Consider the following 23,288-nt stretch of genomic DNA (forward strand, 5'->3'; position numbering starts at 1 on the left):
GTTCTTAGTCACTGTTGCCGGCCACGATGCCCATGACCGCCATGCGCACGGCGATGCCGAAGGTCACCTGATTGAGAATCACCGACTGCGGGCCGTCGGCCACTTGCGAGTCGATTTCCACGCCGCGATTCATCGGCCCCGGATGCATCACGATGGCATCGGGCGCGGCGAGCGCAAGACGCTCGGGCGTCAGTCCCCAGCTCTTGAAATACTCCTGCGCGGAAGGCAAGAGCGCGCCGCTCATGCGCTCGTTCTGCAGGCGCAGCATGATGATGACGTCGACGCCCTTCAAGCCTTCGTCGAGGTTGTGGTAGACGTGCACGCCCATCTGGTCGAGATTGCCGGGCAAAAGCGTGCGTGGTCCGATGGCCCTCACTTCCGGCACGCCGAGCGTGGTCAGCGCGTGAATGTCCGAACGCGCGACGCGCGAATGCAGAATGTCGCCGACGATCGCCACGCGCAGCTTGGTGAAGTCGCGCTTGTAGTGGCGAATGGTGTACATGTCGAGCAGGCCTTGCGTCGGATGCGCGTGACGGCCATCGCCCGCATTGATCACGTGCACGTGCGGCGCGCAATGCTCGGCGATCAGATACGGCGCGCCGCTCGACGCATGACGCACGACGAACATGTCGGCATGCATGGCGGAGAGATTGTTGATGGTGTCGAGCAGGGATTCGCCCTTGCTCGTCGACGACGCGTTGATGTTCAGGTTCAGCACGTCCGCCGACAAGCGCTTGGCCGCGATCTCGAAGGTCGTGCGGGTACGCGTCGAGTTCTCGAAGAAGAGGTTGAACACCGACTTGCCGCGCAAAAGCGGCACCTTCTTCACTTCGCGATCCGTGACGCTCACGAACTGCTCGGCGGTATCGAGAATATGCGTGACGACGGCGCGCGGCAGCCCTTCGATGGTCAGCAGGTGCTTCAGCTCGCCGTTCTTCGTGAGCTGCGGATTGCCGCGTAGAAAGCCGTAGCGAAACTTGTCGGCGGCAGCGGGCGCGCCTGCATCGGCGGAACCCTGAGTGGCGGTGTTCATGATGATCCCGGTGTTGCCTTGAATGGGTTACTGAGCGCGCGATTCAGTGGTGAAGTCGAAGCCGCCGTCCGCGCGTCGCGCGAGCACGAGGCCTTCGTTCGCGGGGACGTCCACCGTGCCGCCGACGAAGCGCGCCGCAATGGGCAACTCGCGTCCGCCGCGATCGGCGAGCACGGCGAGATCGACCGAAGCGGGACGCCCGTAATCGTAAAGTTCGTTGATGGCCGCGCGCACCGTGCGTCCCGTGGACAGCACGTCGTCGATCAGCACGATACGGCGGCCGTCGACCGCGAACGGCAACGAAGTCGGGCTCGCCTGGCTATGCAGGCCCTTCTTCGCGTAGTCGTCGCGATGCAGCGCCACGTTCACCACGCCGAAGTGCGGCGCGTTGAACTCCTTGGCGAGACGCTCGGCAAGCCACACGCCGCCGCTATAGATGCCGACGAGCGCGACACCCTCTTCTTCGGCGAGCGCGTTTTCATACGCGGCATGAATCGATTCGACGAGCGCGCGATACAGCGCTTCGGCGTCAATGGAACTCATGATCGTCGGGAAGTCCGTCGAGGTATTGTTGAAGAATGACGCGGGCGGCTTCCGCGTCGATGTCGTCGAAACGGCCGCGCGCGTTCGGACGCACGCCGCGCGCACGAAGGTCGGCTTTGGCATCGACGGAACTGTAACGTTCGTCGACCCATTGCACGGGCACGTTGAAACGCCCGTTCACCTGATTGCCGAAGCGCTTGGCCTGCGCGCTCATTTCGTGCGGCGTGCCGTCCGGATGCAGCGGCATGCCGACGACCACCGTTTGCGGCTTCCACTCGTCGAGCAGTTTGCCGACTTCATCGAAACGATAGTCGCGGTTGCGGTTTTCGAGCACGGCGAGCGCGCGTGCCTGCTTCGTCAATGTATTGCCAACGGCGACACCAATACGCTTCTCGCCGTAATCGAATGCCAGCAGCGTGGCTGCCCCGCTCATGCGTGCCCTGCTTCGCCGGAAAGCATGGAACGCGATACGCCGAGCAGCGAGAGCGCCGCTTCGAGGCGATCTTCGGCAGGCACGTCGAAGATGATGCGCGAGTCCGCTTCCACCGTGAGCCAGCCGTTCTTGGAGATTTCTTCTTCGAGCTGACCGGCGCCCCAGCCTGCGTGGCCGAGCGTGAGCAAGAAGCGCTCTGGGCCCTTGCCGCTAGCGACTGCTTCGAGTACATCTTTCGAAGTGGTCATGGCGAGGCCGCCGGGTACACTCATGGACGAGCTATACGGTTCGCCGTCGCGTTCTTCATGCAGCACGAAGCCGCGCTCGGTCTGAACGGGACCGCCGAAGTACACGGGCAAGTGAACGAGAGGTTCGATCTCGAGTTTGAGATCGATACGATTGAACAGCGACTGGAGGTCGATATCGGTCGGCCTGTTGATGACGAGACCCAGCGCACCGCGATCGGTGTGATCGCAAAGGTAGACCACGGTTCCTGAGAACGTCGGATCGGCCATGGACGGCATGGCGATCAGGAACTGATTCGTCAAATTGATGCGATCGGAAGTCTTGGACATAATTCAGGATTTTAACAAAGGCGCTGACAGATGGCCGACTTTGATGTGGGTCTGGTGTGGATTCGGCGGGACCTGCGCGCAGCCGACAATGCTGCACTCTATCACGCGCTTACAAGGTGCCGTCGGGTGCTGTGCGCGTTCGTTTTCGACCGCGACATCCTCTCGCCGCTTGCGCGAAACGACCGGCGCGTGCCGTTCATTCATGCGAGCGTGGTGGAACTGGATCGCACGTTGCGCGACGCTGGCGGGACGCTGATGGTTCGACATGGCGTGCCTTTGCATGAGATACCCGAGCTTGCGGTCGAATGCGGCGCGAACGCGGTGTTTGCAAATCGCGATTACGAACCGAGTGCGAAGGCGCGTGACGAGGCAGTGGCGCAGAAGCTGGCGAGCAAGGACATCGCGTTTTTCACGTTCAAGGATCAGTCGATCTTCGATCATGACGATGTGCTCACAGGCAGCAGCAAACCCTATACCGTCTTCACGCCGTACAAGCGCAAGTGGCTCGCGACACTCACGCCGAACGCGCTCAAGCCGTACGCATCCGAAGATCATTTCAACGTGCTCGCGAAGCCGCCGGGTAACGTCAGGCACGCCATTCCCTCGCTTGACGCGCTCGGCTTCGGCGCGGAGCACGCGCCCGCCTTTCCCGCTGGCACGAGCGGCGCGTATGAGCTTTTCGATGACTTCATCGACCGCATGGCCGACTACGATCACGCCCGCGATTTCCCCGCGCTGAAGGGCCCGAGCTATCTCGGCGTTCATCTGCGACACGGCACGGTTTCGATTCGCGCACTCGCTCGCACCGCGCACGATGCGCAGCGCCACGGCAACAAGGGCGCGGAAACCTGGTTGTCGGAGCTTATCTGGCGAGACTTCTATTTCTCCGTGCTGCACCATTTTCCGCATATCGGCGTGCCGGGCGATCATCGTGCATTCAAGCCGGAATACGACCGCATCCAGTGGGAGACGGGCGATGCCGCCGACGCGAACTTCGCCGCATGGTGCGCGGGACAAACAGGTTATCCGCTCGTCGATGCCGCGATGCGGCAAATCAACCAGTCAGGCTATATGCACAACCGCCTGCGCATGGTGGTGGCAAGTTTTCTGACCAAGGACCTCGGCCTTGACTGGCGGCGCGGCGAAGCCTATTTCGAAGCGCTGCTGAACGATTTCGAACTGTCGTCGAATAACGGCGGATGGCAGTGGGTATCATCGAGCGGCTGCGATGCCCAGCCGTATTTCCGCATCTTCAATCCGACGACGCAGTCGAAGAAATTCGACGCGGCGGGCAAGTTCATCCGCCACTACGTGCCGGAAATCGCGGGCTTGTCGGACCGGGACATTCACGCGCCGTGGCTCGCCAAGCCCGACGCACTCTCGAAGGCGGGGATTTCGCTTGGCGCGGACTATCCGCAGCCGGTAGTCGATCACGACGCCGCGCGCAAACGCACGCTCGCGCGATACGACGTGGTGCGCGGACCCGCGAAACGCGCCGACGATTCACGCAGCAGCAGCGCGGACGCCGCCGACGAACCGCACGCCGACGCTAGCGATTGACCGCGGCGGGCCGCTCGATCATGGCGGTGAGCGCGGCAATCGACGCGCGGCCTTCCGACGGCGCAATGCCGGCCGCGGCCTGGTGCAGCATGGAGCGCAGCATCTGGGCCGCCCGTTCGGGAACGGTGGCATCGAGTTCGCGCGCGACGCCATCCGCCGATTCATGCGCGCCCTGATGCGCGACGCGCCGCCAGGCGAGACCGAGTGTATCGGCGAGCAATGCGACATGGCCCAAGCCGAGCGCGCAAGCCGCCGCGCCCAGCCGGTGCGACGCGTTCGCCGAGTGCAGCGCCGCGTCCGCGTCCACCGTGCCTGTTTCGCTTGCCTGCGAACCGCGCTCGACCAGTCCCTCGATGGAGGCTTCCGCGCTCTGCAGAAAGTCTTCGTAAGCCGTGGCGTTCACGCGCAGCGCACCCAGATCGCGCGATGAACCGTCGCGGGCGTTTTCCTCGATCGCCTGCGCCGCGCCCTGCTCCCACGCGGCCTCCGACGCGGGATTCGCCGCGACATGCCACGCCACCGTCAGACCGTAGTCCCGCAAGACGTCGACCCGTTCCGCGTCATCCGGCATCGCGCCGTAGAGTGCGAAGTCGCGCCAGAGGAGCGCAAGCGTCGCGCGTACGAGCGAGCGCGGCGCATAGGTCGACGCGTGCGCCTGATCCGCCAACACGAGATTGAAGCGCGCGTAAAGGCGCTTGGCGTCGGCGTTTGCGGCGAAATCGGCGTCGCCGCGACGCTCCGCGCGCTCGCGCAGCGCCCAAATAGTGTTGAGCGCGAGCCGCCAGAAGTCGTAAGGATCGGGGCCGCCGAGCTCGCCCAGGCACTCGTCGAGGCGCGCGAAGGCATCGGCGGATTCCTGCTCGGGCCCGCGCAAGAGCTTGAGCAGGGCCTGTTCGTAGTGCGCCCGAACACGCGCAAGCCGCTCGGGCGCGATGCCGCGCAACGTCGCGGGCGCGATGGCGCGGCCCGCGAGCGCGAGGTCATCGTAGGAAACCGGCGCGACGCGCGTATGCATGGCGAGCAACGCATGCAGCCCGCGATAGTGATCGAACAACACGGTCGAGCACGACAACTCGCGCAGATTGTGGCGCTCCACCGCCGCGCCAAAGTCCGCGAGCGCAGCCGCGATGCGCGCACGCGTCGGCTCCGATTCCTCGCCGAGCGGCGCGACGAGCGCGAGCGCTTCCGCGAAACGCTGCGCGGGCAGCCAACCCGCCGAATGCAGCGCGGAGATCGCGCGCTTCAACGCGGGCGCGGTTTCGCCCTGACGCTGGAACGCGTGATGGGCATCGGTCAGCGCCATTTCGGCGAGCCGCACCGAGCCGCCGCGCGGATTGGGCAGAGCTTCGAACGTAACTGGAAGATCGGGACGAGATGTCATATCTGGCGCTCACAAACCGGTTCGCAGGCGCCGTGAGTCGAACATGGGCGCGCGCGGTGAAATAGCATCATCGATGAAAGCGTCGGTACTTGACCGCGCTCACGATTTTCTCGACCGACGGACCGCTTACTGCCTGCGCCCGTCTTGCCGAACCACGGACCAGCCTCAAGCGTATGCCTTCAGGCGCCGGTTCGCATTGGCATCGGCACGCGTCGTGGCGCCCATGCAGCTTGCAGCGGCCAAACATGCGACCGACGCGCGCATCGATTTCGATGCACGACGCAACACCGGCAGCGCTGCCGGACAAAAACAGCAACGAAAGCAGCGAACGAAAGCAGCGAACAAAAAAGCGGTCCGCAAAAAACGCGCGCCGCATGACGCGAGTCATGCGGCGCGGTAGAGCGTGCGGATCAGATCTGGACCATCTCAAAATCTTCCTTGCGGGCTCCGCATTCGGGACAAGTCCAGTTGATTGGAACGTCCTCCCAGCGCGTACCCGGCGCGATGCCCTCTTCGGGCAATCCCGCCTCCTCGTCATAGATCCAGCCGCAGATCAGGCACATCCAGCTTCTATATTCCATACTTATGCCGCGTCGAAATGGTCGATTGAAATTAGGACATGATGGTACCGTGTTGGCGTGTCAATGCCTAGCGAGATGCCCGTTCACGCGTGGCCAAGCCTTTGACCGCCGTACTGGCTCTCTCAAGCGCCGCCGTACCGGAAAAAAGTGCGCAAAGACTGTAGCCTGACGGCGTTAGGCCGCATAATCGAAACATTGAACCATAGTCGAACCACGGTCGAATCATGACCGAGCTGGCCGCCGCCAGTGCACTTCGAGGCGCGGGCGTTCGCGGCCCTTCCGTTCCATTCGTGCAATCAAGAAAACAATGTCCGCTTTTGCCATGACCGGCGACTCCCCACCGATCGTTCTCACCTTCGGCCTGACGGACCCCACAGGCGGTTCGGGGCTTCAAGCCGACGTGCTGACGCTCGCAAGCATGGGCTGCCACGGCGTGACGGTGCTGACGGGCTACGCGGTGCGCGACTCCGCAAGCTGCGACGAAGTCACCGGCATCGACCCCGACGTCGTCGCCACGCAGGCGCGCATGTTGCTGGAGGACATGCCGATCGCCGCGTTCAAGATCGGCGCGGCAACGCGCGCGGAGGTAGTTTCCGCTATCGCCGAAGTGGTGTCCGACTACGACGACGTACCGCTGATCCTCGCGCCGGACTTCACACTCGACGATGAACATGTTTTGTCCGCCGACGAGCTGCGTGAGTCGCTTGCCGACCTGCTCGTGCCGCAAACGACCATGTTGATCGCCGATCACGCCACGTTGTTGCAGCTCGCGCAACCCGACAGTGACGCCGAAGCGCCAACGCTGGATGCCGCGATCTCGCATATCCTGGCGCAGGGTTGCGAATATGTGCTCGCAATGGAAACCGGCACGCATCGGCACGTGAACACGCTGTATAGCGAGGAAGGCCAGGTGCGGCAAGATACGTGGGATCGCGGTGTGCATCGCATCATGGGGCTGACGGATACGCTCGGCGCCGCGGTCGCGGCCTTGCTTGCCAACGGACAGGAACCCGCCGAGGCCGCACGCGAGGCTCAAGAGTATGTGTTCCAGGCGGCGCGCGCCGCGTTCCGTCCGGGCATGGGCGCCTATTTGCCGGACCGGTTTTTCTGGGCGCGCTCGAACGATGCAGACGAAGAAGGCGAGACGTCGTCCCTCCCCGACGAGTCGGCGGGACTGCCTGGGGAAGTACGCCATTAGCCCAAAACACTGACCAATCGAGTCGCCGGGAGAACGCATGCCGTACCGACTGCCCCATCTGCACAAGCCCGGCCCGCAAGGCGCGATCCGTATCGGCTGCGCGGGTTGGGGTTTGTCGAGCGCCGTGTCGTCGAGCTTTCCGCATGAAGGCACGCATCTCGAACGCTACGCACACGTGCTGACTTGCGTCGAAATCAATTCGAGCTTCTACAAACCGCATCGCGAATCGACTTACGTGAACTGGGCGCAGAGCGTGCCCGAGTCGTTTCGCTTCTCGGTGAAATTGCCCAAGTCCATTACGCACGACGCGCGGCTCGTCGGCACCGAGGCGCTCCTTGACGAATTCTTGCAAAGCGCGGGGCAACTCGGCGACAAGCTCGGTTGCTGGCTCGTGCAACTGCCGCCCAGTCTGCCCTTCGATCAGGCCACGGCCGAAGCCTTCATCAAGGCGTTGCGTGAGCGCACTAAGTTGCCGATTGCAATCGAGGCGCGGCATCCGTCCTGGTTCACCACCTACACGGCCGCGCTCCTGAAGGCGCATCACATGGCTTATGTCGATGCGGACCCGATCCCCGACGAGTGCGAGATCAAGCATCGCGCGGACACTTCGCTCGTGTATGTGCGGCTGCATGGCTCGCCCGAGCTCTACAAGTCTTCCTACAACTACACCTATCTCGACGACCTCGCGCGCACGCTGCACACGCGCGCGAAGAAAACGCCCGAGGTCTGGTGCATCTTCGACAACACCGCCGAAGGCAATGCGCAACCCAACGCACTGCATATGATCGAGCGTCTGCGCACCCACCATCGTTAAACCGATTCGTTCACGAGGAGCATTCCCGATGCATCGATCAGCAAGACGAATTGCACGCCTTTTTCAAGCCACGATGTTCGCCTCGCTGATTCACATCGCCCTGCCCGCAAACGCGCAGCAAAGCACGGCGCCGCCCGCCACACCGGCTGGCGACGGCACCTTCCTGCTGACCATCTTCCTCAAGCACGATCAAAGCAAACCGCTTCCGAAGATCAACGAGCAGTTGAAGGAGCAAGGCTTCTTCAAGACGTTTCCGCCGCCGGGAATCGAAGTGGTGTCGTGGTACGTGATGATGGGCGTCGGTCAGGTCGTGACGCTACGCGTGCCGGCCGATCGCCTGCGCGAAGTGAATCGCGCGATCGAAACCACCGCGTGGGGCGGCTATACGACGGAGTTTTATCCGACCTACGACTACAAGGCCGCCGCGCAGAACTTGCGCGATCAGATGAACAAGTAACGGTCCGCGTTTGCCACGGACGAAAAAAACCCGCATTGCTGCGGGTTTTTCTTTGCGGCGTGAGCTTCTTTCGAAACCCACGCCCCGAGGATGAAGCAAGTAACCGGTCGAAGCCGAATTACATGTCCATGCCCATGCCGCCCATGCCGCCGGGCATGCCACCAGGCATGGCCGAGTCTTCCTTCGGCAGTTCCGCGACGGCTGCGTCGGTCGTCAGCAGCAGGCCTGCCACCGATGCCGCGTTTTGCAATGCCGTGCGCGTCACCTTGGTCGGGTCGACGACACCGGCTTCCACCAGGTCACCGTACTCGCCCGTTGCCGCGTTGTAGCCGTAGTTGCCCGTGCCCGCAGCAACAGCCGCCACCACGACGGAAGCTTCTTCGCCGCCGTTCGTGACGATCTGGCGCAGCGGCTCTTCCATCGCACGCAGAACGATGCGGATGCCCGCGTCCTGGTCCGAGTTCAGGCCCTTCACGCCTTCGACAGCCTTGCGAGCGCGGATCAGCGCGACGCCACCGCCAGCCACGATGCCTTCTTCCACAGCCGCACGAGTTGCGTGCAGTGCGTCTTCGACACGTGCCTTCTTTTCCTTCATTTCGACTTCGGTCGCAGCGCCGACCTTGATCACTGCCACGCCGCCAGCCAGCTTGGCCACGCGCTCTTGCAGCTTTTCACGGTCGTAGTCCGACGTTGCTTCCTCGATCTGCGTGCGCACTTGCTTCACGCGCGCTTCGATGCTTGCTGCCTCGCCAGCGCCGTCGATGATCGTCGTGTTTTCCTTGCCCACTTCGATGCGCTTTGCTTGACCCAGTTCAGCCAGCGTAGCCTTTTCGAGCGTCAGGCCGGTTTCTTCCGCGATCACTTGACCACCGGTCAGGATAGCGATGTCTTCCAGCATGGCCTTGCGACGGTCGCCAAAGCCCGGAGCCTTGACGGCAACGGTCTTCAGAATGCCGCGGATGTTGTTCACGACCAGCGTAGCCAGCGCTTCGCCTTCGACGTCTTCAGCGATGATCAGCAGCGGACGGCCAGCCTTCGCGACTTGTTCCAGTACGGGCAGCAGATCGCGGATGTTCGAAACCTTCTTGTCGTGCAGCAGCACGAACGGGTTTTCGAGCAGGGCGACTTGCTTGTCCGGGTTGTTGATGAAGTACGGCGACAGGTAGCCGCGGTCGAACTGCATGCCTTCCACGACGTCCAGCTCGTCTTCCAGCGACTTGCCGTCTTCAACCGTGATCACGCCTTCCTTACCGACCTTGTCCATTGCTTCAGCGATACGGTCGCCGATGGACGTGTCGCTGTTCGCCGAAATCGCGCCGACTTGAGCGATTTCCTTGTTCGTCGTGCAGGGCTTGCTGATCTTGCGCAGTTCTTCGATAGCTGCAGCCACTGCCTTGTCGATACCGCGCTTCAGGTCCATCGGGTTCATGCCCGATGCAACGTACTTCATGCCTTCGCGAACGATGGATTGCGCCAGAACCGTAGCGGTCGTGGTGCCGTCACCGGCGTTGTCGCTGGTCCGGGAAGCCACTTCCTTGACCATTTGCGCGCCCATGTTCTGGAGCTTGTCCTTCAGTTCGATTTCCTTCGCGACCGAGACACCGTCCTTGGTGACCGTCGGGCCGCCGAAGCTGCGCTCGAGCACGACATTGCGGCCCTTCGGACCCAGCGTGACCTTGACCGCGTTGGCCAGAATGTTCACGCCTTCGACCATCTTGGCGCGTGCGGTATCGCCAAAAGTGACTTCTTTAGCTGCCATATTCAAACTCCTTGAGTCGATTCAGTTTGGAGGCTTCGGGCGGCAGGCTCCAATGGAGCGGCTCTGCGGCGAAGCCGAAGTGCAGGAAGGTGCTTACTTGACCAGAACGGCCATGATGTCTTCTTCGCGCATCACGAGCAGTTCTTGCCCGTCGACCTTGACGGTCTGGCCGGCGTACTTGCCGAACAACACGCGGTCGCCCACCTTCACGTCGAGGGCGTTCTGCACACCCTTGTCATCGCGCTTACCCGGGCCGACGGCCAGGATTTCGCCTTGATCCGGCTTTTCGGCTGCAGCTTCGGGGATGATGAGGCCCGAGGCAGTCTTGGTTTCCTGATCCAGACGTTTAACGATGACGCGATCGTGCAAAGGACGAAGATTCATACACACTCCTCTCTTGATTGAGACTGAAAACGCGGGGGAAACCCGCCCGGTAAGCGAAGCTGCCCGAGCGGCAATTTGTTAGCACTCTCGTGCAGTGAGTGCTAATTATATGGACCGAGTTTGACAATTTCAAAGGACGGGGACAGACGGGCATTCCCTATTTCGCGTACTTTTGTCTAAACACGGGGAAATTTATGGATTTCGTAAGGTCGATTGGCTAGATTAATGTCAATCCGTCAATTCTGATTTTGCTTAATTAGGGTTTCTACTAGGGTCGGCGAGGCCTAGACTGCATTTCAACGACGAAGCAGTGAAGAGACAAACTCTCCACCCGCAACGTTCCCGAGATCAGTACCTAGGAGGTTCATCATGTTCAAGTCGATCATCCCCGCAATCGCCGTTGCTGCCGTCCTTGCAGTCCCCACTTTCGCCCAGGCGCAAGAAAACGCGCCGGTGACGCGGGCTGAAGTGAAGGCTCAACTGGTTCAACTGGAACGCGCAGGCTACAACCCGGCCAGCGATCAAACCCAATACCCCGCCAACAGTCAGGCCGCGCAAGCACGCCTGAACGCGCAACAAGGCACGGCTGCATCGTCGTTTGGCGGTGTCGGCGAAGGCGCTGCCGCTTCGGGTGCTGCCCGCCGCGCGGCTATCGACCCGAATCCGGTCGACTTCAATCGCCCGTAATCGTCAATTCGCGTAACGAAGCCCGGCACGCACGCCGGGCTTTTGATTTTTGCGCATCCCGAAGGAAAAGTTTCTGTAATCCATGGATTCGACGATGTTTTTGGACTACGTTTTTTTCTCGCGCAGTCGGAGGGCACTACAATTTGTGTTTGTTGCATCACAAATTTCGTCTTCGTTGCCTCTCATGCCTATGTCGTCGTCGCTGCGCGTTGCCTTTCTCTCCCTCGGAATTCTCGCCCTTGCCGCCTGTGGCGGACGCGCGGCGACCACGCCGAGCTATCAGCAAGAACTCTTTGACTCCGGTGCAAGCCCGTTCGCGCGCAACTTCGACGCCACCGTGAACGAAACCTGCGAGGCGGCCCGCCGCGCGCTGCTTTCGCAAGGCTTTCTCACGACGATGGCGCAAGCCGATACCGTCGACGCCACCAAGAACTTCCAGCCGTCCACCGAAACGCACGTGGTCGTCTCATTCCATGTGGTCTGCACGCCCGGCGAAAACACGACCAATACGAGCATCGCTTATGTGAACGCGGTGCAGGACGGCTATGCACTCAAGAAGAGCGATACCTCCGCAAGCGTGGGCTTGAGCGTCTTGGGCTCGCTTTCGCTGCCGATCCGTTCGAACAGCGATGCAATGGTCAAGATTTCCAGCGAAACCGTGCCCGCCGGCAAGTTCTATGACCGATTCTTCGGGCTGATGGGGCACTATCTGAGCACGGTGCCGCGCAGTTCGCCCATCGCATCGGATGAGGTCAAGAGCAAGCCGCTCGCACCGTCGCTGATCGTGAGTTCACCGGATCTCACGCCAACGCCTATCGTCGTACAGGCGCCCGCCGCGGCGGCGACGGCCATCCAGTCATCCGACGCGAAACACGCCGCGTCCGAGGGCGTCGCGGCATCGGCGCCGGTTCAGTGAGATCGAGCGCACGCGTCGTTCCGGGAAACGCTTCGTCGATGCAAGCATCAAGCACGCGGGCAACGGCGGCTGCAGTTGCGTGATCAGCTCACCGCAAACCTCATTCAGCACCCGTCGCCGTTCGCAAAATGTACCCGCGTGGCCTGTGACGCCTCGCTCATCGCGCAGCTAGCCCCCCCCCCCCGGACGCATCGAGGCGGCGCGCTCATCACGCGCCGCCTAAAGCTGAAGCTCCGCCTGCCGCCGACGGCGACGCCAATCCGCACGCCACTCCCATCACCCCTCAATTCGGCACACTCACCACGCCGCCATTCACCGAAATCGCATTCGCGCCGGGGCTCGCCGCGATCGCCGGGAGATTCGCCACCGTCAATTGAGGCGCCGCACCCGGCGTGCCGCCGCGCGCCACCGTATGCACGACTTGCGACGGCGGCAACGGCGCGTTGTTCTTCAGGTGAGCCCACATTAAATTGAGCGCCTGAAGGTTGTAGTAGTGCACGGGCACGAAGCGCGTATCGAAGCCAGCCAGGCTCAGGAACGCATCGAAGTGCTGACCGTTAGTGATTTCGTACAGTGAGAGCTGGCTGTTGTTGCCTTCCACCACCTTGTTCGCGCCGAGATACGGCCGCGAGGCATGGTTGATCGGCACGAGCGCATCCGACCTTCCCTGCACGATGATCGCCGGCTTGCCACGCAGATTCGCGTTGACGCGAATCGCGTTCACGCTCGCCGTCATCGTCGGATTGCCGTTCGCCCAGAGCGCGCGCAGGCAGGCCGCGCCCGCGAAGCTCGCATCGGGCGTCGCAAGCCGATGATCCGCCGCGCCCGATGTCCCCGCGTTATAGACGAGGTTGATGCCGTTGGTCGGCGGCACGCCATTGCCGTTGCCGAAGACCGTGGGCATCGGCGAAACGAGCGGGTTCACGCCCGCCGCGCCGGTCAGCGCGTTAGTCGTGCCGAAGCTGAAGTTGCACAGGTTGTCGGCGACGCTCGCCAGCATGTAGGCATCGGCGTAAGTCACGGCGACGGCAGGCACGGCCTGCGAGTCCCACATCGGCGCATGTAGCGTGTCGGAGTCGGCTTCGTAGCCCGCCTGATGCAGCTTCGCGAGCGCGTCGTTGGCTTGCGAGAGCGTATCGCCGCCGGCAATCGCGCCGCTCGCCGCGAGCGTCGCGCAGCGTGCGGTGCGAATCGCCACGGTGGTCGCGAGCGGCAGTGCCGTCAGATACGGCGCGCCGACCGCCGCCGTCGCTAGCGCCGCGCATGGCTGAAGCAGGTTCGCGTAGGTCATGTAATCGGCAAGCGGACGCCCGAACGAACCGACGGCCTGGCCGCCTTCGCGCACCGCAACCTGCGCCGGCAGATTCATGTTGATCTGCGGTTCGCCGACGACGACCGCGCTTATCCAGCCATCGGTGTCCTGTTCGGCGGCTGCAAGCGCCGCGCCGCCGCCATTGCTCACCGATGCCGCGATCGTCGTAATGCTGCCCTTCGAGTAGCGCGCGGAGTGCGTCGAGCCGTTGACCACGCCATAGGTATCGTTGAGCGCCCAGTACGCGAACTGAATCGCCTGTAACGTATTCTTGCCCCAGTCCTTCTCGGGATTTTGCTGCGAGTGAGCGTGTTTGAAAGCGTAGCGATTCGGATACGCCGAGTTGTAAGCCGAAAGCGCCGATTGGCTCAGGTTCGCCTTGAAGATCGCCGAATTGCCCGCGAAGGTCGCATTGGAAAGCGTGCCGTCGATCAGCGTGACGAGATTGGTCGACAACTCGTGCGCGCCGTTGCCGCTGCCTTTGTCCGTGTACGCAACCGCGCAGCCGCGCTTCAAGCCCCACTCGCCCGCTGCCGAAATCGCGCCATATACGCCGCGCGATCCCGACGATGTCGCCGTCACGATGCAAGGCTGATCCGGATTGAAACTCGTCGGAATCTGCACGAGCAGGCTGACGTTCTTCGTGCCCGAACCGTCGTCCGAGAAGGCCAGATACTCCTTGCCCGCGATCTTGCCTTCGCCGAGCGTGTCGCCGCCGTTCGGATCGACATTCGGTCCCCAGAAGCGCCCGTAGCCGCCGTTCGCCGACATATCGACGAGCGCACGATAGTTCGAATAGATAGCCAGGCGCCGCAGTTCCGCCGCTGTCGGCGCGGCCGCATTGGCAATTGAAGGCGGCGTCGCCGACGCAAGTCCTGTCTTGCCGAGTCCGGCGGTCAGCAGGTCGTCGGTATTGCCGTCGTAAGTCTGCGTCTTCACCGTTCCCGAGACGAAACTCGGCAAGGTGTTGGACGGGAACTGCGGGCCGTCGTCATCGCCGCCGTGACACGCGACGAGCGTGGTCGCCGCAAATGCCGCCAGCACGGCGAGCGTCGCCGCGCGTGACAACCCGTGGACTCGTGCGAATCTTTTCATTGTGTGTCTCCGCCATCCGGTCGCTTGTTGTTGATCGACTTCTGCACCGTGCCGCACGCACGGCCTTGCCGACAACAAGTATTACGCGCAAACAGCCATCGCGTAATTGCTGAACTTCCCTTAGAGCAAAGAGAAGTCAGAGGATGTCAGAACGACAACGGGCCCCGGCGTGATGCCGGAGCCCGTCGAGTGACCCGCATGAAGCGCCGCCGATGACAGCGCTAAACCGCGCCGCCAGAAACGGCGCAACGGCGTGCTTAGCCTCCGCCGTTCTGAACGCCGAGCGAAATCTTGTTGGAAACCGACTTCACGCCCGGAACGCCCTTGGCCACTTCTTCTGCCTGGGCAATCTGGCCGCCTTCCGGCACGGTGCCCGAGAGCACGACAGCGCCGGAGCGCGCGCGTACGAATACGTTGGACACGTCGAAGCCTTGCGCCTTCGACAACGCACGGCGCACGTCGTAGCCGAGCTTGCGGTCGGTCTTCTTGGTCGCCGATTTCTGAGCCTTGGTCGGCGCGGCCGACGTGGCGTCCGCATCGCTCGCTTGAGCATAAGCGCTCGACGCCACGGCCACGCACACCACCACGCCCAGCGCCTTCAACAGATCGACAGCTTTCATGATTTCTCCTTTTGTTTCGCTTATTGACTTCGCACAGTTACTACTTCACTCGTTGGCACATCAAACAAACCGAACCGCTTTCGTGCAACAGTCCGTCGGCGGCCCCGAAGGACACGCCGCAGCCTCGAATGCGCCTTCCACCGAGGATGGCTCGATGACAAGACGCTCGATGCGGCCTGCTGCTGCAATGCGGTGCTGCGAGAGACTGGCGAAATTAACAAACTGACTACGGCCGGTTACTTGGGGCAAGTGCCCGTCGGCTCGAATATGTGGCCTGCCGTATGGCGGATGCGGAACAGGAAACCGTCGCGCGACACTCCGAAGAGCATGGCGTTCGCCCAATTTACCCACATGCCGGGAAACTGTCCGGCGCATGAGCGGGCTACGACGCGCATGGTTCCCGCCAACTGGCGGCGAACGTCAATTTAGCCCAGCGCGGCCTTAAGCGCAAAACATTTAACGTTGCAAGGAACTGGATGCGGCGTGGCGCAACATCGGCGGCACGAGTGCTGCGGCGTGCACACACGCGTGTCACACTCGTGGTTTGCACGGCCGCCGAGCTAACGACTCGCACGCGTGGCATGGCGCAACTCAACGGCATCTTGAATGCGGATGGCTTCAGGTAAGCTCGCGGAAACCTCGAAACTTCCATGCTTATTCAAGTTTGCCGCCGCGATGATTCAACCTCCAGGACACCAACCCGAAGACCCCGCTCACAAAGCCACGGGACGCAAGCCGCAGAGGATCGTCGCGCGCTTCGTCGCGATCTCCTGGCGCGATCTCGCGCTGACCTTCGGTCCGATTCTGCTCGTCAGTATCGCGGCGCTCTATCTTGCTGTGCGGCTGATCCAGCCGGCGCCGCCAAGCACGCTGACGATAGCGGCAGGCCCCAAGGGCAGCTCGTTCTGGAACAGCGCGCAGAAGTACAAGGCAATCCTCGCGCGCAACCGCGTCACGCTCAACGTGCTGGAAACGCAAGGCTCGCTCGACAACCTCACGCGTCTCGAAGATCCGAAATCCGACGTGGATGTCGGTTTCGTGCAAGGCGGCATGACGCCGGACGCGGCGAGCGATCAGCACGCAAACCTGGAATCGCTCGGCAGCGTGTCGTATGTGCCGCTCGCCGTGTTTTATCGCGGCGCGACCGTCACGCGCTTGTCCGAACTGAAGGGCAAGCGGCTCGCCATCGGCGCGGAAGGCAGCGGCACGCGCGCGCTTGCGCTCACGCTTCTGAAGGCGAATGGCATCGAGCCGGGCGGCGATACCGAACTGTTGCCGCTCGCCGGCGACAAGGCCGCGGCCGCGCTCGAAGACGGCACGATCGACGCCGTGTTCCTGACCGGCGATTCCGCACAACCGCCGACGATGGCCAAGCTCCTGCGCACATCCGGCATCCGTTTCATGGACTTCACTCAAGCCGATGCCTACGCGCGCCGCTTCCCCTATCTCACCGAAATCGAACTGCCGATGGGTGCATTCGATTTCGCCCGCAATCTGCCGCCGCGCGCCGTCCACACCATCGCGCCGACGGCCGAACTGGTGGCGCGCGACAGTCTGCATCCCGCGCTCTCGGATCTTTTGATCGAAGCGGCGCGCGAAGTGCACAGCCGCGCCAACCTGCTGCAGCGCGCAAACGAGTTTCCCGCGCCGCTCGTCCACGAATTTCGCATCAGCGACAACGCCGAGCGCTATTACAAGTCGGGCAAGAGCTTTATCTACCGGACGCTGCCGTTCTGGATGGCGAGTCTCGCGGATCGCGTGCTAGTCGTGCTGGTGCCGTTGATCGTCGTGCTCATTCCGGGCTTGCGGCTGGTGCCGGGGCTTTATCGCTGGCGCGTGAAATCGCGTATCTACAAGTGGTATGGCGCGCTCATTGCAATCGAACGGGAAGCGATCAGCGGCCCGGACACCGCGCAGCGCGACGCCCTGATCGACCGGATCGACGCGATCGAATCGGCGGTCAATCGCATGAAAATGCCGCTTGCCTTCGCCGATCAGTTCTACGTGCTGCGCGAACATATCGGCTTCGTGCGCGAACGGCTCGCGCATGCGCCCGTCGCCGAAACGGAGCCGCGCCGTGAACCGGCGCAGGCAGACAGCGAGCCGAGCAGCACGTAATATCGCCAGGTAGGATCGAAAGATGCGAGCGGAATAAAGGCGCGGGGTCCACGTAGCAGCCTGCGCGATGCGGTCGGACAATGAATAAGCCCGAAAAGCCGGGCGCGGCAGGATCAAGGGAGAAATCTAGATGAGCGCAGCGCATGCCAACGGCCCTGGCCAGCCGTACTTTTTCTTCGATTTCATATCGCCGTTCTCGTATCTGCTGCTGGAGCAACACGAAAAGTGGCCCGACATGCCGTTCGAGTTCGTGCCGGTGCAGTTGTTGAAGCTGCTCGACCGCTGGGGACAGCCGCACGCGGCGACCATTCCGTCGAAACGCGTGTTTACGTATCGGCATGCGCTCTTTCGCGCCGAGCAGCTTGGCATTCCGTTCAAGATGCCGCCCGCGCATCCGTTCGATCCGCTCAAGGCGCTGCGGCTCGCGGTCATCGCAAACGGCGATCTCGTCTGCGTGCGCGAAATCTTCCGCTATATCTGGCGCGAAGGACGCGATCCGTCGACGCCAGAAGGCTTTCGCGGCTTGTGCGAGCGGGTCGGCATGCCCGAAGCGGAAACGCGCGTCGAAGACGAAGACATCAAGGCGAAACTGCGCGAGAACACCGACCGCGCCGTCGCGATGGGCGTCTTTGGCGTGCCGACGTTCGTCGTCAACGACCAGCTCTTCTGGGGCGAAGACACCCTGCCGATGGTGCTTTACGTCGCGCGCTCGCCGAACTGGCTCGATGGCGCCGAAGTGAAACGCATCAGCGCGCTGCCGGTCGCGCCGCGAGACGCGGACTTCAGCTGACGCTTCGCGGCTCGGCGGCTGATGCCACGCATAGCGCGTGCGCTATGGCGTTAAAAAGCGGAAAGCGTTTAACCTCGGGTTAGCTGCGTGACTATTTTGTGAACGGTGATGCATCGGGGCGCGCAAACGCACGCTTCGGCATTCCGCGTTCGTTGCGATCAGCCGCCGTGTCCGTCTTCAAACCGCAGCTTCGCCCATGAACGATCCCGCCGACTCACTCGATATCTGGCTCATCCGCGTCTTGCGCACGCTGCTTCTGGAGCGCAGCGTGACGCAGACCGCGCAGCGGCTGAACCAGACACAGCCGGCCATCAGCACCGCGCTGCGGCGGCTCCGCGAGATCCTCAACGACCCTATTCTCGTGCGCGGCAAGCAGGGAATGGTGCCGACCGAGTACGGCGAATCGCTGCTTGCGCCGGCGCAGCGCGCTTTGCGCGAAGTCGAATTCGTCGCGACACCGCACGGCGAATTCGATCCCGCGAGTTCGCGTCGCACTTTTCGGCTTGCCGCGCCGGATTATCTGAACGATTTCTTCATGCCGACGCTCGTCGCCGCCTTCCGCGATGCAGCGCCCAACGCGCGGCTCGAAATCGAATCGCTCAATCCGATGCGCGATCACGAACGCGCGCTCGACGAAGGCGAGATCGACGTGATGATGGCCAACTGGACCAAGCCCGAGCCGCGCTTCGAAAAGCAGGACCTTTTCGCCGACGTATTCGTCTGCCTGATGCGCGCGAACCATCCGCTCGCGCGCGAGCCGCTCACGGTCGAGCGCTACGCACTCGCCGCGCATCTCGCGCCGACGCCTTATAGCGGAGCGAAGCGGCATCCGATCGATATCGGCTTGGCGCGCGCGGGCGTGAAGCGGCGCATCGTCGCGACCATTCCGTATTTCGGACTCGTGCCGCAAGTGCTGCTGCAATCCGATCTGATCTTTACCGCACCGCGCCGTTTCGCGCAGCATTACGCGTCCATGTTGCCGCTTGCGGTGCTCGATTCGCCGGTGCCGTTTCCGCGCATCAAGTGCTATCAGCTCTCGCTGCCGCAACCCGATCTGCCGACAGACGTCGCATGGCTGCGCGAAATGATCGCGAGCGTCTCCGAGACGCTTACCGGGCGCAAGAAAAATGCAGCATCGAAGAACTGCTGAGCCTCGCCGCCAAGTAGTGACGGCGCGGGCGCATCTCCGCTACCATCGGCGAAACAAGAACTATTCTTTCGCGCATGGACGCCCTCGATCGACTCATTCAGCTTGCGCGCCTTTCCGGTGCGCTCGATCTCCGCTGCCTGCTTGCCGGGCCGCTCGAACTCGACCACGCGCCGGGTGCGCCAGGTGAGGCGCTCTATCACGTCGTGCTGGAAGGTGCGTGCACGGTAGAGCGCAAGGGGCATGCGAGCGTCGCGCTGAACGCGGGCGATATTTTCATGCTGCCACGCGCCGATGCACACGTGGTGAGCGTCGGTCCCGTCGATGCGAGCGAGAAAATCGGCGCCATGACTTCGCGCGATAACGGCGCCATCACGGTGCGGACCAATGTGGACGGTCGGGAAGCGGCGCTGGATTTGTTGTGCGGACGCTTTCTGTATGCGCCGCGCGCCCTTCTCATCGACGTGTTGCCCGACTTCGTGCACGTGTCGTTCACGAATGCATCGGCGCCCTATCTCGGGCCGCTCGTCGCGGCGATGCGGCGCGAGGCGGAGGAAGCGCAGCCCGGTGCGCCGTCGATCGTCACGGCGCTCTCCACCGCGCTCTTCACGATGGTGCTGCGTGCATGGCTCACCGAGCAGCCGTCGCTCGCGGGCGTGCTGGGCTTGCTGGCGAACCGGCGTCTGGGCGCGGCGGTGATCGCCATGCTCGAACGGCCTGCCGATCCGTGGACGCTCGAAATGCTGGCGAAGGAAGCGGCGATGTCGCGCGCCACCTTCATGCGCGCGTTCTCGGCGCATTCGGACAGCTCGCCGCTCGCGTTGCTGAGCCACGTTCGCATGCAGCTTGCGAGCACCATGCTCATGCACACGAGGAAAAGCGTCGCGGATGTCGCCGCGGACGTGGGCTATCAGTCCGAGGCGGCTTTCTCGAAGCGATTCAAGGAGTTGTACGGCGTGGCGCCGGGTCGTTTCCGGCAGACGAACGGCCTGAGCTGAATCCGCGTTTTCAGGCGGCCAACCGCGCCGCCTTGAGCGCCGGCAAACCGAGCCGCGCCGTCATTTCACTCACGCGCAGCAACTGCGCCGCCACCGCCAGCGCGATCGAACCCGGCGCCTTATCGACGATTCCCTCGACGCCGATCGGACACGTGATTTCCGGCAGACGCTCCGCCAAAAGCCCGCGCTCCATCAGGCGCCTCTCGAACTTCACGCGCTTGGTCTTCGAGCCGATGAGACCGAAGTACGCAAAGTCCTCGCGGCGCATGATCCGCTGCGTCAACGAAAAGTCGAGCGAGTGATCGTGCGTCATCACGATGAAATACGCGCCCGCCGGCGCTTCATCGACGATGGCGTCGGGCAGATCCGTGGCTTCGACCTGCACGTTCGCGGGGACTTCGTCGGGGAAAAGTTCGTCGCGCGCGTCGACCCATTGGACGACGCACGGCAGCGTGCCGAGCACTTTCACGAGCGCGTGGCCGACGTGACCCGCGCCGAACAGAACGATATGCATCATGTCCGCGCGCTCCTCACCGCGTTCACTGCCTTAAGAATTTCTTCGGCGGTCGCGGGCGCGTTCAGCGGCGGATTTACCTTGTGACCGCCCACGGCGGATACGGCGTCGCGAATCGCGAAGAACACCGAAAACGGCAGCAGCAACGGCGGCTCGCCCACCGCCTTCGAGCGATGGATGCTGTCTTCCGCGTTGCGGTTCTTGAAGAGCGACACGCGAAAATCAGGCGGCATGTCGTTGATCGTCGGAATCTTGTAGGTGGACGGCGCGTGCGTCATCAGCTTGCCGTTCTGATTCCACCAGAGTTCCTCGGTCGTGAGCCAGCCCATGCCCTGCACGAACGCGCCTTCGACCTGGCCAATATCGAGCGCCGGATTCAGCGATGCGCCCACGTCGTGCAAGGCATCCGCGCGCAGCACGCGCATTTCGCCCGTGAGCGTGTCGATCACCACTTCCGCGACCGCCGCGCCATACGAGTAGTAGAAGAACGGACGGCCCTGCATGGTCGCCTGATCCCAGTAGAGCTTGGGCGTGGCGTAAAAGCCGTCGGACCACAACTGCACGCGTGCGAGGTAGGCCTTCTGCACGATCTCGCCGAACGGAATGACATCTTCCCCGACGATCACGCGGTCGTTCGCAAAGCGCACTTGCGACGCTTCCACCTTGCCGCCGCCGAACTTTTCCGCCGCGAATTTCGCGAGCCGCTCGCGCAGTTGACGCGCGGCGTCCTGCGCGGCCTTGCCGTTCAGATCGGTGCCGGTGGAAGCCGCCGTCGCCGATGTATTCGCCACCTTGCTGGTGTCGGTCGCCGTCACGCGCACGCGGCCGAAATCCACGCCGAGTTCATGCGCGACCACCTGCGCGACTTTCGTGTTCAAACCTTGGCCCATCTCGGTGCCGCCGTGGTTCACGAGCATCGAGCCATCGGTATATATATGAACCAGCGCGCCGGCCTGATTGAAGTGCGTCACGTTGAACGCGATACCGAACTTCACCGGCGTCAGCGCCAGCCCTTTCTTCAGGATCTCGTTGTTCGCATTGAACTCGCGCACGGCTTCGCGGCGACGCCGATACTCGCTCGACTCGGCCAGTTCACCAATCAACTCCTGCAGCACGTTGTCTTCGACGGTTTGTCCGTAAGGCGTCTTGTTGTTTTCCGTTTTGCCGTACAGATTGTCGAAGCGCACATCCAGCGAATCGCGACCGACCGACCGTGCGATGTTGTCCATGATGTACTCGATGGCGAACGCGCCCTGCGGCCCGCCGAAGCCGCGAAACGCGGTGTTCGACTGCGTGTTGGTCTTGCCGCAATAGCCTTCGATCTTCACATCCGCGAGCCAGTACGCATTGTCGAAGTGGCAGACCGCGCGCGTCATCACCGGGCCGGAAAGGTCCGCCGAGAAACCGCAACGCGATGTCATGTCGAGCGCGACGCCGTCGATCACGCCGCGATCGTCGTAGCCCACTTCGAAGTCGTACTGGAAGTCATGGCGCTTGCCGGTGATCATCATGTCGTCGTCGCGGTCCGGACGCAGCTTCACCGGGCACAAGAGCTTCCACGCGGCAAGCGAGGCGCAGCACGCGAAAATGCCCGACTGCGATTCCTTGCCGCCAAAGCCGCCGCCCATGCGCCGGCATTCGACCAGCACGTTGTGCGAATGCACGCCGAGCACGTGCGCCACCAGATGCTGCATTTCGGTCGGATGCTGCGTCGAGCAGTACACGTGCATGCCGTCGTCGTCCTTCGGCACGGCATACGCGATCTGTCCTTCGAGATAGAACTGTTCCTGACCGCCGAGCTTCATCGCGCCGCGTTCGTGATGCGCGGCCTTTTGCAGACGGCTCGCTGCATCGCCGCGCGAGAGCTTGAGCGGATTCAGCACGTAGGATTCGGCTTTGCGCGCGTCTTCGGCGGTCAGCACGGCCGGCAATTCCTCGTACTCGATGTTCGCGCGACGCGCCGCGAGCCGCGCCGTATCGTGCGACGTCGCGACGACGATGAACATCGGCTGCCCGACGTATTGCACGATACCCGGCGCGAGCACCGGATCGTCGTGGATGATCGGGCCGCAGTCGTTCACGCCCGGGATGTCCTCGGCGGTGAAGACGGCGACGACGCCGGGCGTGGCGCGCACGGCGTCGAAGTTCATCGACACGATCTTCGCGTGCGCCTTCGGACTCATGCCGAGCGCGGCGTGCAGCGTGCCCGCGACGACGGGGATGTCATCCGTATAGCTCGCGCGCCCGCTCACATGCAGATGCGCCGACTCGTGCGGACGCGAAACGTGGACCTGCTTGAAATCGTCGGCTTCGTTGGCGAGCGACTGGGCTTCGGCGAGAAAGGCTTCGGCTTGTTGGTTCATGTTCTTATCG

23 protein-coding genes are annotated in these 23,288 nt (G+C 62.9%); 11 read left to right on the top strand and 12 right to left on the bottom strand.

The window, feature by feature from the left end:
* Positions 1 to 4: 4 nt before the first annotated feature.
* From P9250_RS29430 to P9250_RS29445, 4 genes are read right to left on the bottom strand one after another with little or no spacing between them, the layout of a single operon-like run.
* Positions 5 to 1,033: an aspartate carbamoyltransferase catalytic subunit gene (locus P9250_RS29430; protein WP_244826104.1), complete on the bottom strand. Its 1,029-nt coding sequence runs from the start codon at positions 1,031 to 1,033 to the stop codon at positions 5 to 7.
* Positions 1,034 to 1,060: 27 nt separating this feature from the next.
* The gene (pyrR, locus tag P9250_RS29435) at positions 1,061 to 1,576 is read right to left on the bottom strand and encodes a bifunctional pyr operon transcriptional regulator/uracil phosphoribosyltransferase PyrR (RefSeq protein WP_244826106.1); all 516 of its coding nucleotides are present in this window, start codon (positions 1,574 to 1,576) and stop codon (positions 1,061 to 1,063) included.
* Positions 1,563 to 2,009 carry a Holliday junction resolvase RuvX gene (gene ruvX / locus P9250_RS29440; protein ID WP_250465470.1) on the bottom strand — a complete coding sequence of 149 codons (447 nt, stop codon included), beginning with the start codon at positions 2,007 to 2,009 and terminating at the stop codon, positions 1,563 to 1,565. Before ruvX ends, pyrR begins: the two co-directional genes overlap by 14 nt.
* Positions 2,006 to 2,584, bottom strand: coding sequence for a YqgE/AlgH family protein (locus P9250_RS29445; RefSeq protein WP_244826109.1), 579 nt, complete (start codon positions 2,582 to 2,584; stop codon positions 2,006 to 2,008). The genes ruvX and P9250_RS29445 overlap by 4 nt, the downstream gene beginning before the upstream one ends.
* Positions 2,585 to 2,614: 30 nt before the next feature.
* Here P9250_RS29445 and P9250_RS29450 point away from each other — a divergent pair, with 30 nt between their 5' ends.
* Complete coding sequence (locus P9250_RS29450) at positions 2,615 to 4,144, top strand: deoxyribodipyrimidine photo-lyase (RefSeq protein WP_310396617.1); 1,530 nt, start codon at positions 2,615 to 2,617, stop codon at positions 4,142 to 4,144.
* Here P9250_RS29450 and P9250_RS29455 read toward each other — a convergent pair.
* On the bottom strand, positions 4,134 to 5,525 hold the full coding sequence (locus P9250_RS29455) for a hypothetical protein (protein WP_310396618.1): 1,392 nt from the start codon (positions 5,523 to 5,525) through the stop codon (positions 4,134 to 4,136). The genes P9250_RS29450 and P9250_RS29455 overlap by 11 nt on opposite strands.
* Positions 5,526 to 5,748: 223 nt before the next feature.
* Between P9250_RS29455 and P9250_RS29460 the strand changes: the two genes are divergently transcribed.
* Positions 5,749 to 5,925: a hypothetical protein gene (locus tag P9250_RS29460; RefSeq protein ID WP_310396620.1), complete on the top strand. Its 177-nt coding sequence runs from the start codon at positions 5,749 to 5,751 to the stop codon at positions 5,923 to 5,925.
* 10 nt (positions 5,926 to 5,935) lie between these two features.
* Here the strand turns inward: P9250_RS29460 and P9250_RS29465 are convergent, their stop codons facing one another.
* Positions 5,936 to 6,106 carry a rubredoxin gene (locus P9250_RS29465; protein ID WP_025527884.1) on the bottom strand — a complete coding sequence of 57 codons (171 nt, stop codon included), beginning with the start codon at positions 6,104 to 6,106 and terminating at the stop codon, positions 5,936 to 5,938.
* Between the two features lie 322 nt (positions 6,107 to 6,428).
* Between P9250_RS29465 and P9250_RS29470 the strand changes: the two genes are divergently transcribed.
* From P9250_RS29470 to P9250_RS29480, 3 genes are all read left to right on the top strand, one after another.
* Positions 6,429 to 7,304 carry a hydroxymethylpyrimidine/phosphomethylpyrimidine kinase gene (locus P9250_RS29470; protein ID WP_244828100.1) on the top strand — a complete coding sequence of 292 codons (876 nt, stop codon included), beginning with the start codon at positions 6,429 to 6,431 and terminating at the stop codon, positions 7,302 to 7,304.
* A 37-nt stretch (positions 7,305 to 7,341) separates the two neighbouring features.
* A complete protein-coding gene (locus P9250_RS29475) occupies positions 7,342 to 8,118 on the top strand; it encodes a DUF72 domain-containing protein (protein WP_310396622.1) in 777 nt (258 codons plus the stop codon).
* A 73-nt stretch (positions 8,119 to 8,191) separates the two neighbouring features.
* Positions 8,192 to 8,575, top strand: a complete 384-nt coding sequence (locus P9250_RS29480; RefSeq protein ID WP_250465498.1) for a hypothetical protein — start codon at positions 8,192 to 8,194, stop codon at positions 8,573 to 8,575.
* A gap of 118 nt (positions 8,576 to 8,693) precedes the next feature.
* On the opposite strand, the gene groL is transcribed toward P9250_RS29480, so the two are convergent.
* Positions 8,694 to 10,334 (bottom strand): chaperonin GroEL, encoded by a 1,641-nt coding sequence (gene groL, locus P9250_RS29485; protein ID WP_244826118.1) that lies wholly within the window; start codon positions 10,332 to 10,334, stop codon positions 8,694 to 8,696.
* 93 nt (positions 10,335 to 10,427) lie between these two features.
* Entirely contained in the window at positions 10,428 to 10,718 is a 291-nt protein-coding gene (locus tag P9250_RS29490; RefSeq protein ID WP_244826120.1) for a co-chaperone GroES, read from the bottom strand.
* Between the two features lie 369 nt (positions 10,719 to 11,087).
* On the opposite strand from P9250_RS29490, the gene P9250_RS29495 reads away from it, so the two are divergent.
* A complete protein-coding gene (locus tag P9250_RS29495; RefSeq protein WP_310396627.1) occupies positions 11,088 to 11,405 on the top strand; it encodes a DUF4148 domain-containing protein in 318 nt (105 codons plus the stop codon).
* 184 nt (positions 11,406 to 11,589) lie between these two features.
* Positions 11,590 to 12,321 carry a DUF2242 domain-containing protein gene (locus P9250_RS29500; RefSeq protein ID WP_250526187.1) on the top strand — a complete coding sequence of 244 codons (732 nt, stop codon included), beginning with the start codon at positions 11,590 to 11,592 and terminating at the stop codon, positions 12,319 to 12,321.
* 283 nt (positions 12,322 to 12,604) lie between these two features.
* On the opposite strand, the gene P9250_RS29505 is transcribed toward P9250_RS29500, so the two are convergent.
* Positions 12,605 to 14,728, bottom strand: coding sequence for a D-(-)-3-hydroxybutyrate oligomer hydrolase (locus P9250_RS29505; RefSeq protein WP_310396630.1), 2,124 nt, complete (start codon positions 14,726 to 14,728; stop codon positions 12,605 to 12,607).
* Positions 14,729 to 14,985: 257 nt separating this feature from the next.
* Positions 14,986 to 15,348 carry a BON domain-containing protein gene (locus P9250_RS29510; protein WP_244826125.1) on the bottom strand — a complete coding sequence of 121 codons (363 nt, stop codon included), beginning with the start codon at positions 15,346 to 15,348 and terminating at the stop codon, positions 14,986 to 14,988.
* Positions 15,349 to 16,023: 675 nt separating this feature from the next.
* Here P9250_RS29510 and P9250_RS29515 point away from each other — a divergent pair.
* From P9250_RS29515 to P9250_RS29530, 4 genes are all read left to right on the top strand, one after another.
* Positions 16,024 to 17,466: a TAXI family TRAP transporter solute-binding subunit gene (locus P9250_RS29515; RefSeq protein ID WP_244826127.1), complete on the top strand. Its 1,443-nt coding sequence runs from the start codon at positions 16,024 to 16,026 to the stop codon at positions 17,464 to 17,466.
* A gap of 130 nt (positions 17,467 to 17,596) precedes the next feature.
* Positions 17,597 to 18,256 carry a 2-hydroxychromene-2-carboxylate isomerase gene (locus P9250_RS29520; protein WP_250465482.1) on the top strand — a complete coding sequence of 220 codons (660 nt, stop codon included), beginning with the start codon at positions 17,597 to 17,599 and terminating at the stop codon, positions 18,254 to 18,256.
* Between the two features lie 196 nt (positions 18,257 to 18,452).
* Positions 18,453 to 19,406 carry a LysR family transcriptional regulator gene (locus tag P9250_RS29525; protein ID WP_310396633.1) on the top strand — a complete coding sequence of 318 codons (954 nt, stop codon included), beginning with the start codon at positions 18,453 to 18,455 and terminating at the stop codon, positions 19,404 to 19,406.
* A 74-nt stretch (positions 19,407 to 19,480) separates the two neighbouring features.
* Positions 19,481 to 20,401: an AraC family transcriptional regulator gene (locus P9250_RS29530; RefSeq protein WP_244826132.1), complete on the top strand. Its 921-nt coding sequence runs from the start codon at positions 19,481 to 19,483 to the stop codon at positions 20,399 to 20,401.
* 10 nt (positions 20,402 to 20,411) lie between these two features.
* On the opposite strand, the gene xdhC is transcribed toward P9250_RS29530, so the two are convergent.
* Together xdhC and xdhB are read right to left on the bottom strand one after the other, a co-directional pair.
* Positions 20,412 to 20,918: a xanthine dehydrogenase accessory protein XdhC gene (gene xdhC, locus P9250_RS29535; RefSeq protein WP_310396635.1), complete on the bottom strand. Its 507-nt coding sequence runs from the start codon at positions 20,916 to 20,918 to the stop codon at positions 20,412 to 20,414.
* A complete protein-coding gene (gene xdhB / locus P9250_RS29540) occupies positions 20,915 to 23,278 on the bottom strand; it encodes a xanthine dehydrogenase molybdopterin binding subunit (protein ID WP_310396637.1) in 2,364 nt (787 codons plus the stop codon). Before xdhB ends, xdhC begins: the two co-directional genes overlap by 4 nt.
* Positions 23,279 to 23,288: the final 10 nt, after the last annotated feature.

The sequence above is a fragment of the Caballeronia sp. LP006 genome (assembly GCF_031450995.1).
Taxonomy (GTDB): Bacteria; Pseudomonadota; Gammaproteobacteria; order Burkholderiales; family Burkholderiaceae; genus Caballeronia.

Excerpts from the sequence above, each read along its gene's own strand:
- P9250_RS29475 (WP_310396622.1), top strand. The coding sequence starts at position 7,342 with ATGCCGTACCGACTGCCCCATCTGCACAAGCCCGGCCCGCAAGGCGCG.
- P9250_RS29465 (WP_025527884.1), bottom strand. The coding sequence starts at position 6,106 with ATGGAATATAGAAGCTGGATGTGCCTGATCTGCGGCTGGATCTATGAC.
- P9250_RS29430 (WP_244826104.1), bottom strand. The coding sequence starts at position 1,033 with ATGAACACCGCCACTCAGGGTTCCGCCGATGCAGGCGCGCCCGCTGCC.
- xdhC (WP_310396635.1), bottom strand. The coding sequence starts at position 20,918 with ATGATGCATATCGTTCTGTTCGGCGCGGGTCACGTCGGCCACGCGCTC.
- P9250_RS29455 (WP_310396618.1), bottom strand. The coding sequence starts at position 5,525 with ATGACATCTCGTCCCGATCTTCCAGTTACGTTCGAAGCTCTGCCCAAT.
- P9250_RS29505 (WP_310396630.1), bottom strand. The coding sequence starts at position 14,728 with ATGAAAAGATTCGCACGAGTCCACGGGTTGTCACGCGCGGCGACGCTC.
- pyrR (WP_244826106.1), bottom strand. The coding sequence starts at position 1,576 with ATGAGTTCCATTGACGCCGAAGCGCTGTATCGCGCGCTCGTCGAATCG.
- P9250_RS29525 (WP_310396633.1), top strand. The coding sequence starts at position 18,453 with ATGAACGATCCCGCCGACTCACTCGATATCTGGCTCATCCGCGTCTTG.
- P9250_RS29490 (WP_244826120.1), bottom strand. The coding sequence starts at position 10,718 with ATGAATCTTCGTCCTTTGCACGATCGCGTCATCGTTAAACGTCTGGAT.
- P9250_RS29515 (WP_244826127.1), top strand. The coding sequence starts at position 16,024 with ATGATTCAACCTCCAGGACACCAACCCGAAGACCCCGCTCACAAAGCC.
- P9250_RS29445 (WP_244826109.1), bottom strand. The coding sequence starts at position 2,584 with ATGTCCAAGACTTCCGATCGCATCAATTTGACGAATCAGTTCCTGATC.
- P9250_RS29450 (WP_310396617.1), top strand. The coding sequence starts at position 2,615 with ATGGCCGACTTTGATGTGGGTCTGGTGTGGATTCGGCGGGACCTGCGC.
- P9250_RS29530 (WP_244826132.1), top strand. The coding sequence starts at position 19,481 with ATGGACGCCCTCGATCGACTCATTCAGCTTGCGCGCCTTTCCGGTGCG.
- ruvX (WP_250465470.1), bottom strand. The coding sequence starts at position 2,009 with ATGAGCGGGGCAGCCACGCTGCTGGCATTCGATTACGGCGAGAAGCGT.
- P9250_RS29470 (WP_244828100.1), top strand. The coding sequence starts at position 6,429 with ATGACCGGCGACTCCCCACCGATCGTTCTCACCTTCGGCCTGACGGAC.
- P9250_RS29500 (WP_250526187.1), top strand. The coding sequence starts at position 11,590 with ATGCCTATGTCGTCGTCGCTGCGCGTTGCCTTTCTCTCCCTCGGAATT.
- P9250_RS29460 (WP_310396620.1), top strand. The coding sequence starts at position 5,749 with ATGCAGCTTGCAGCGGCCAAACATGCGACCGACGCGCGCATCGATTTC.
- P9250_RS29520 (WP_250465482.1), top strand. The coding sequence starts at position 17,597 with ATGAGCGCAGCGCATGCCAACGGCCCTGGCCAGCCGTACTTTTTCTTC.
- xdhB (WP_310396637.1), bottom strand. The coding sequence starts at position 23,278 with ATGAACCAACAAGCCGAAGCCTTTCTCGCCGAAGCCCAGTCGCTCGCC.
- P9250_RS29495 (WP_310396627.1), top strand. The coding sequence starts at position 11,088 with ATGTTCAAGTCGATCATCCCCGCAATCGCCGTTGCTGCCGTCCTTGCA.
- groL (WP_244826118.1), bottom strand. The coding sequence starts at position 10,334 with ATGGCAGCTAAAGAAGTCACTTTTGGCGATACCGCACGCGCCAAGATG.
- P9250_RS29510 (WP_244826125.1), bottom strand. The coding sequence starts at position 15,348 with ATGAAAGCTGTCGATCTGTTGAAGGCGCTGGGCGTGGTGGTGTGCGTG.
- P9250_RS29480 (WP_250465498.1), top strand. The coding sequence starts at position 8,192 with ATGTTCGCCTCGCTGATTCACATCGCCCTGCCCGCAAACGCGCAGCAA.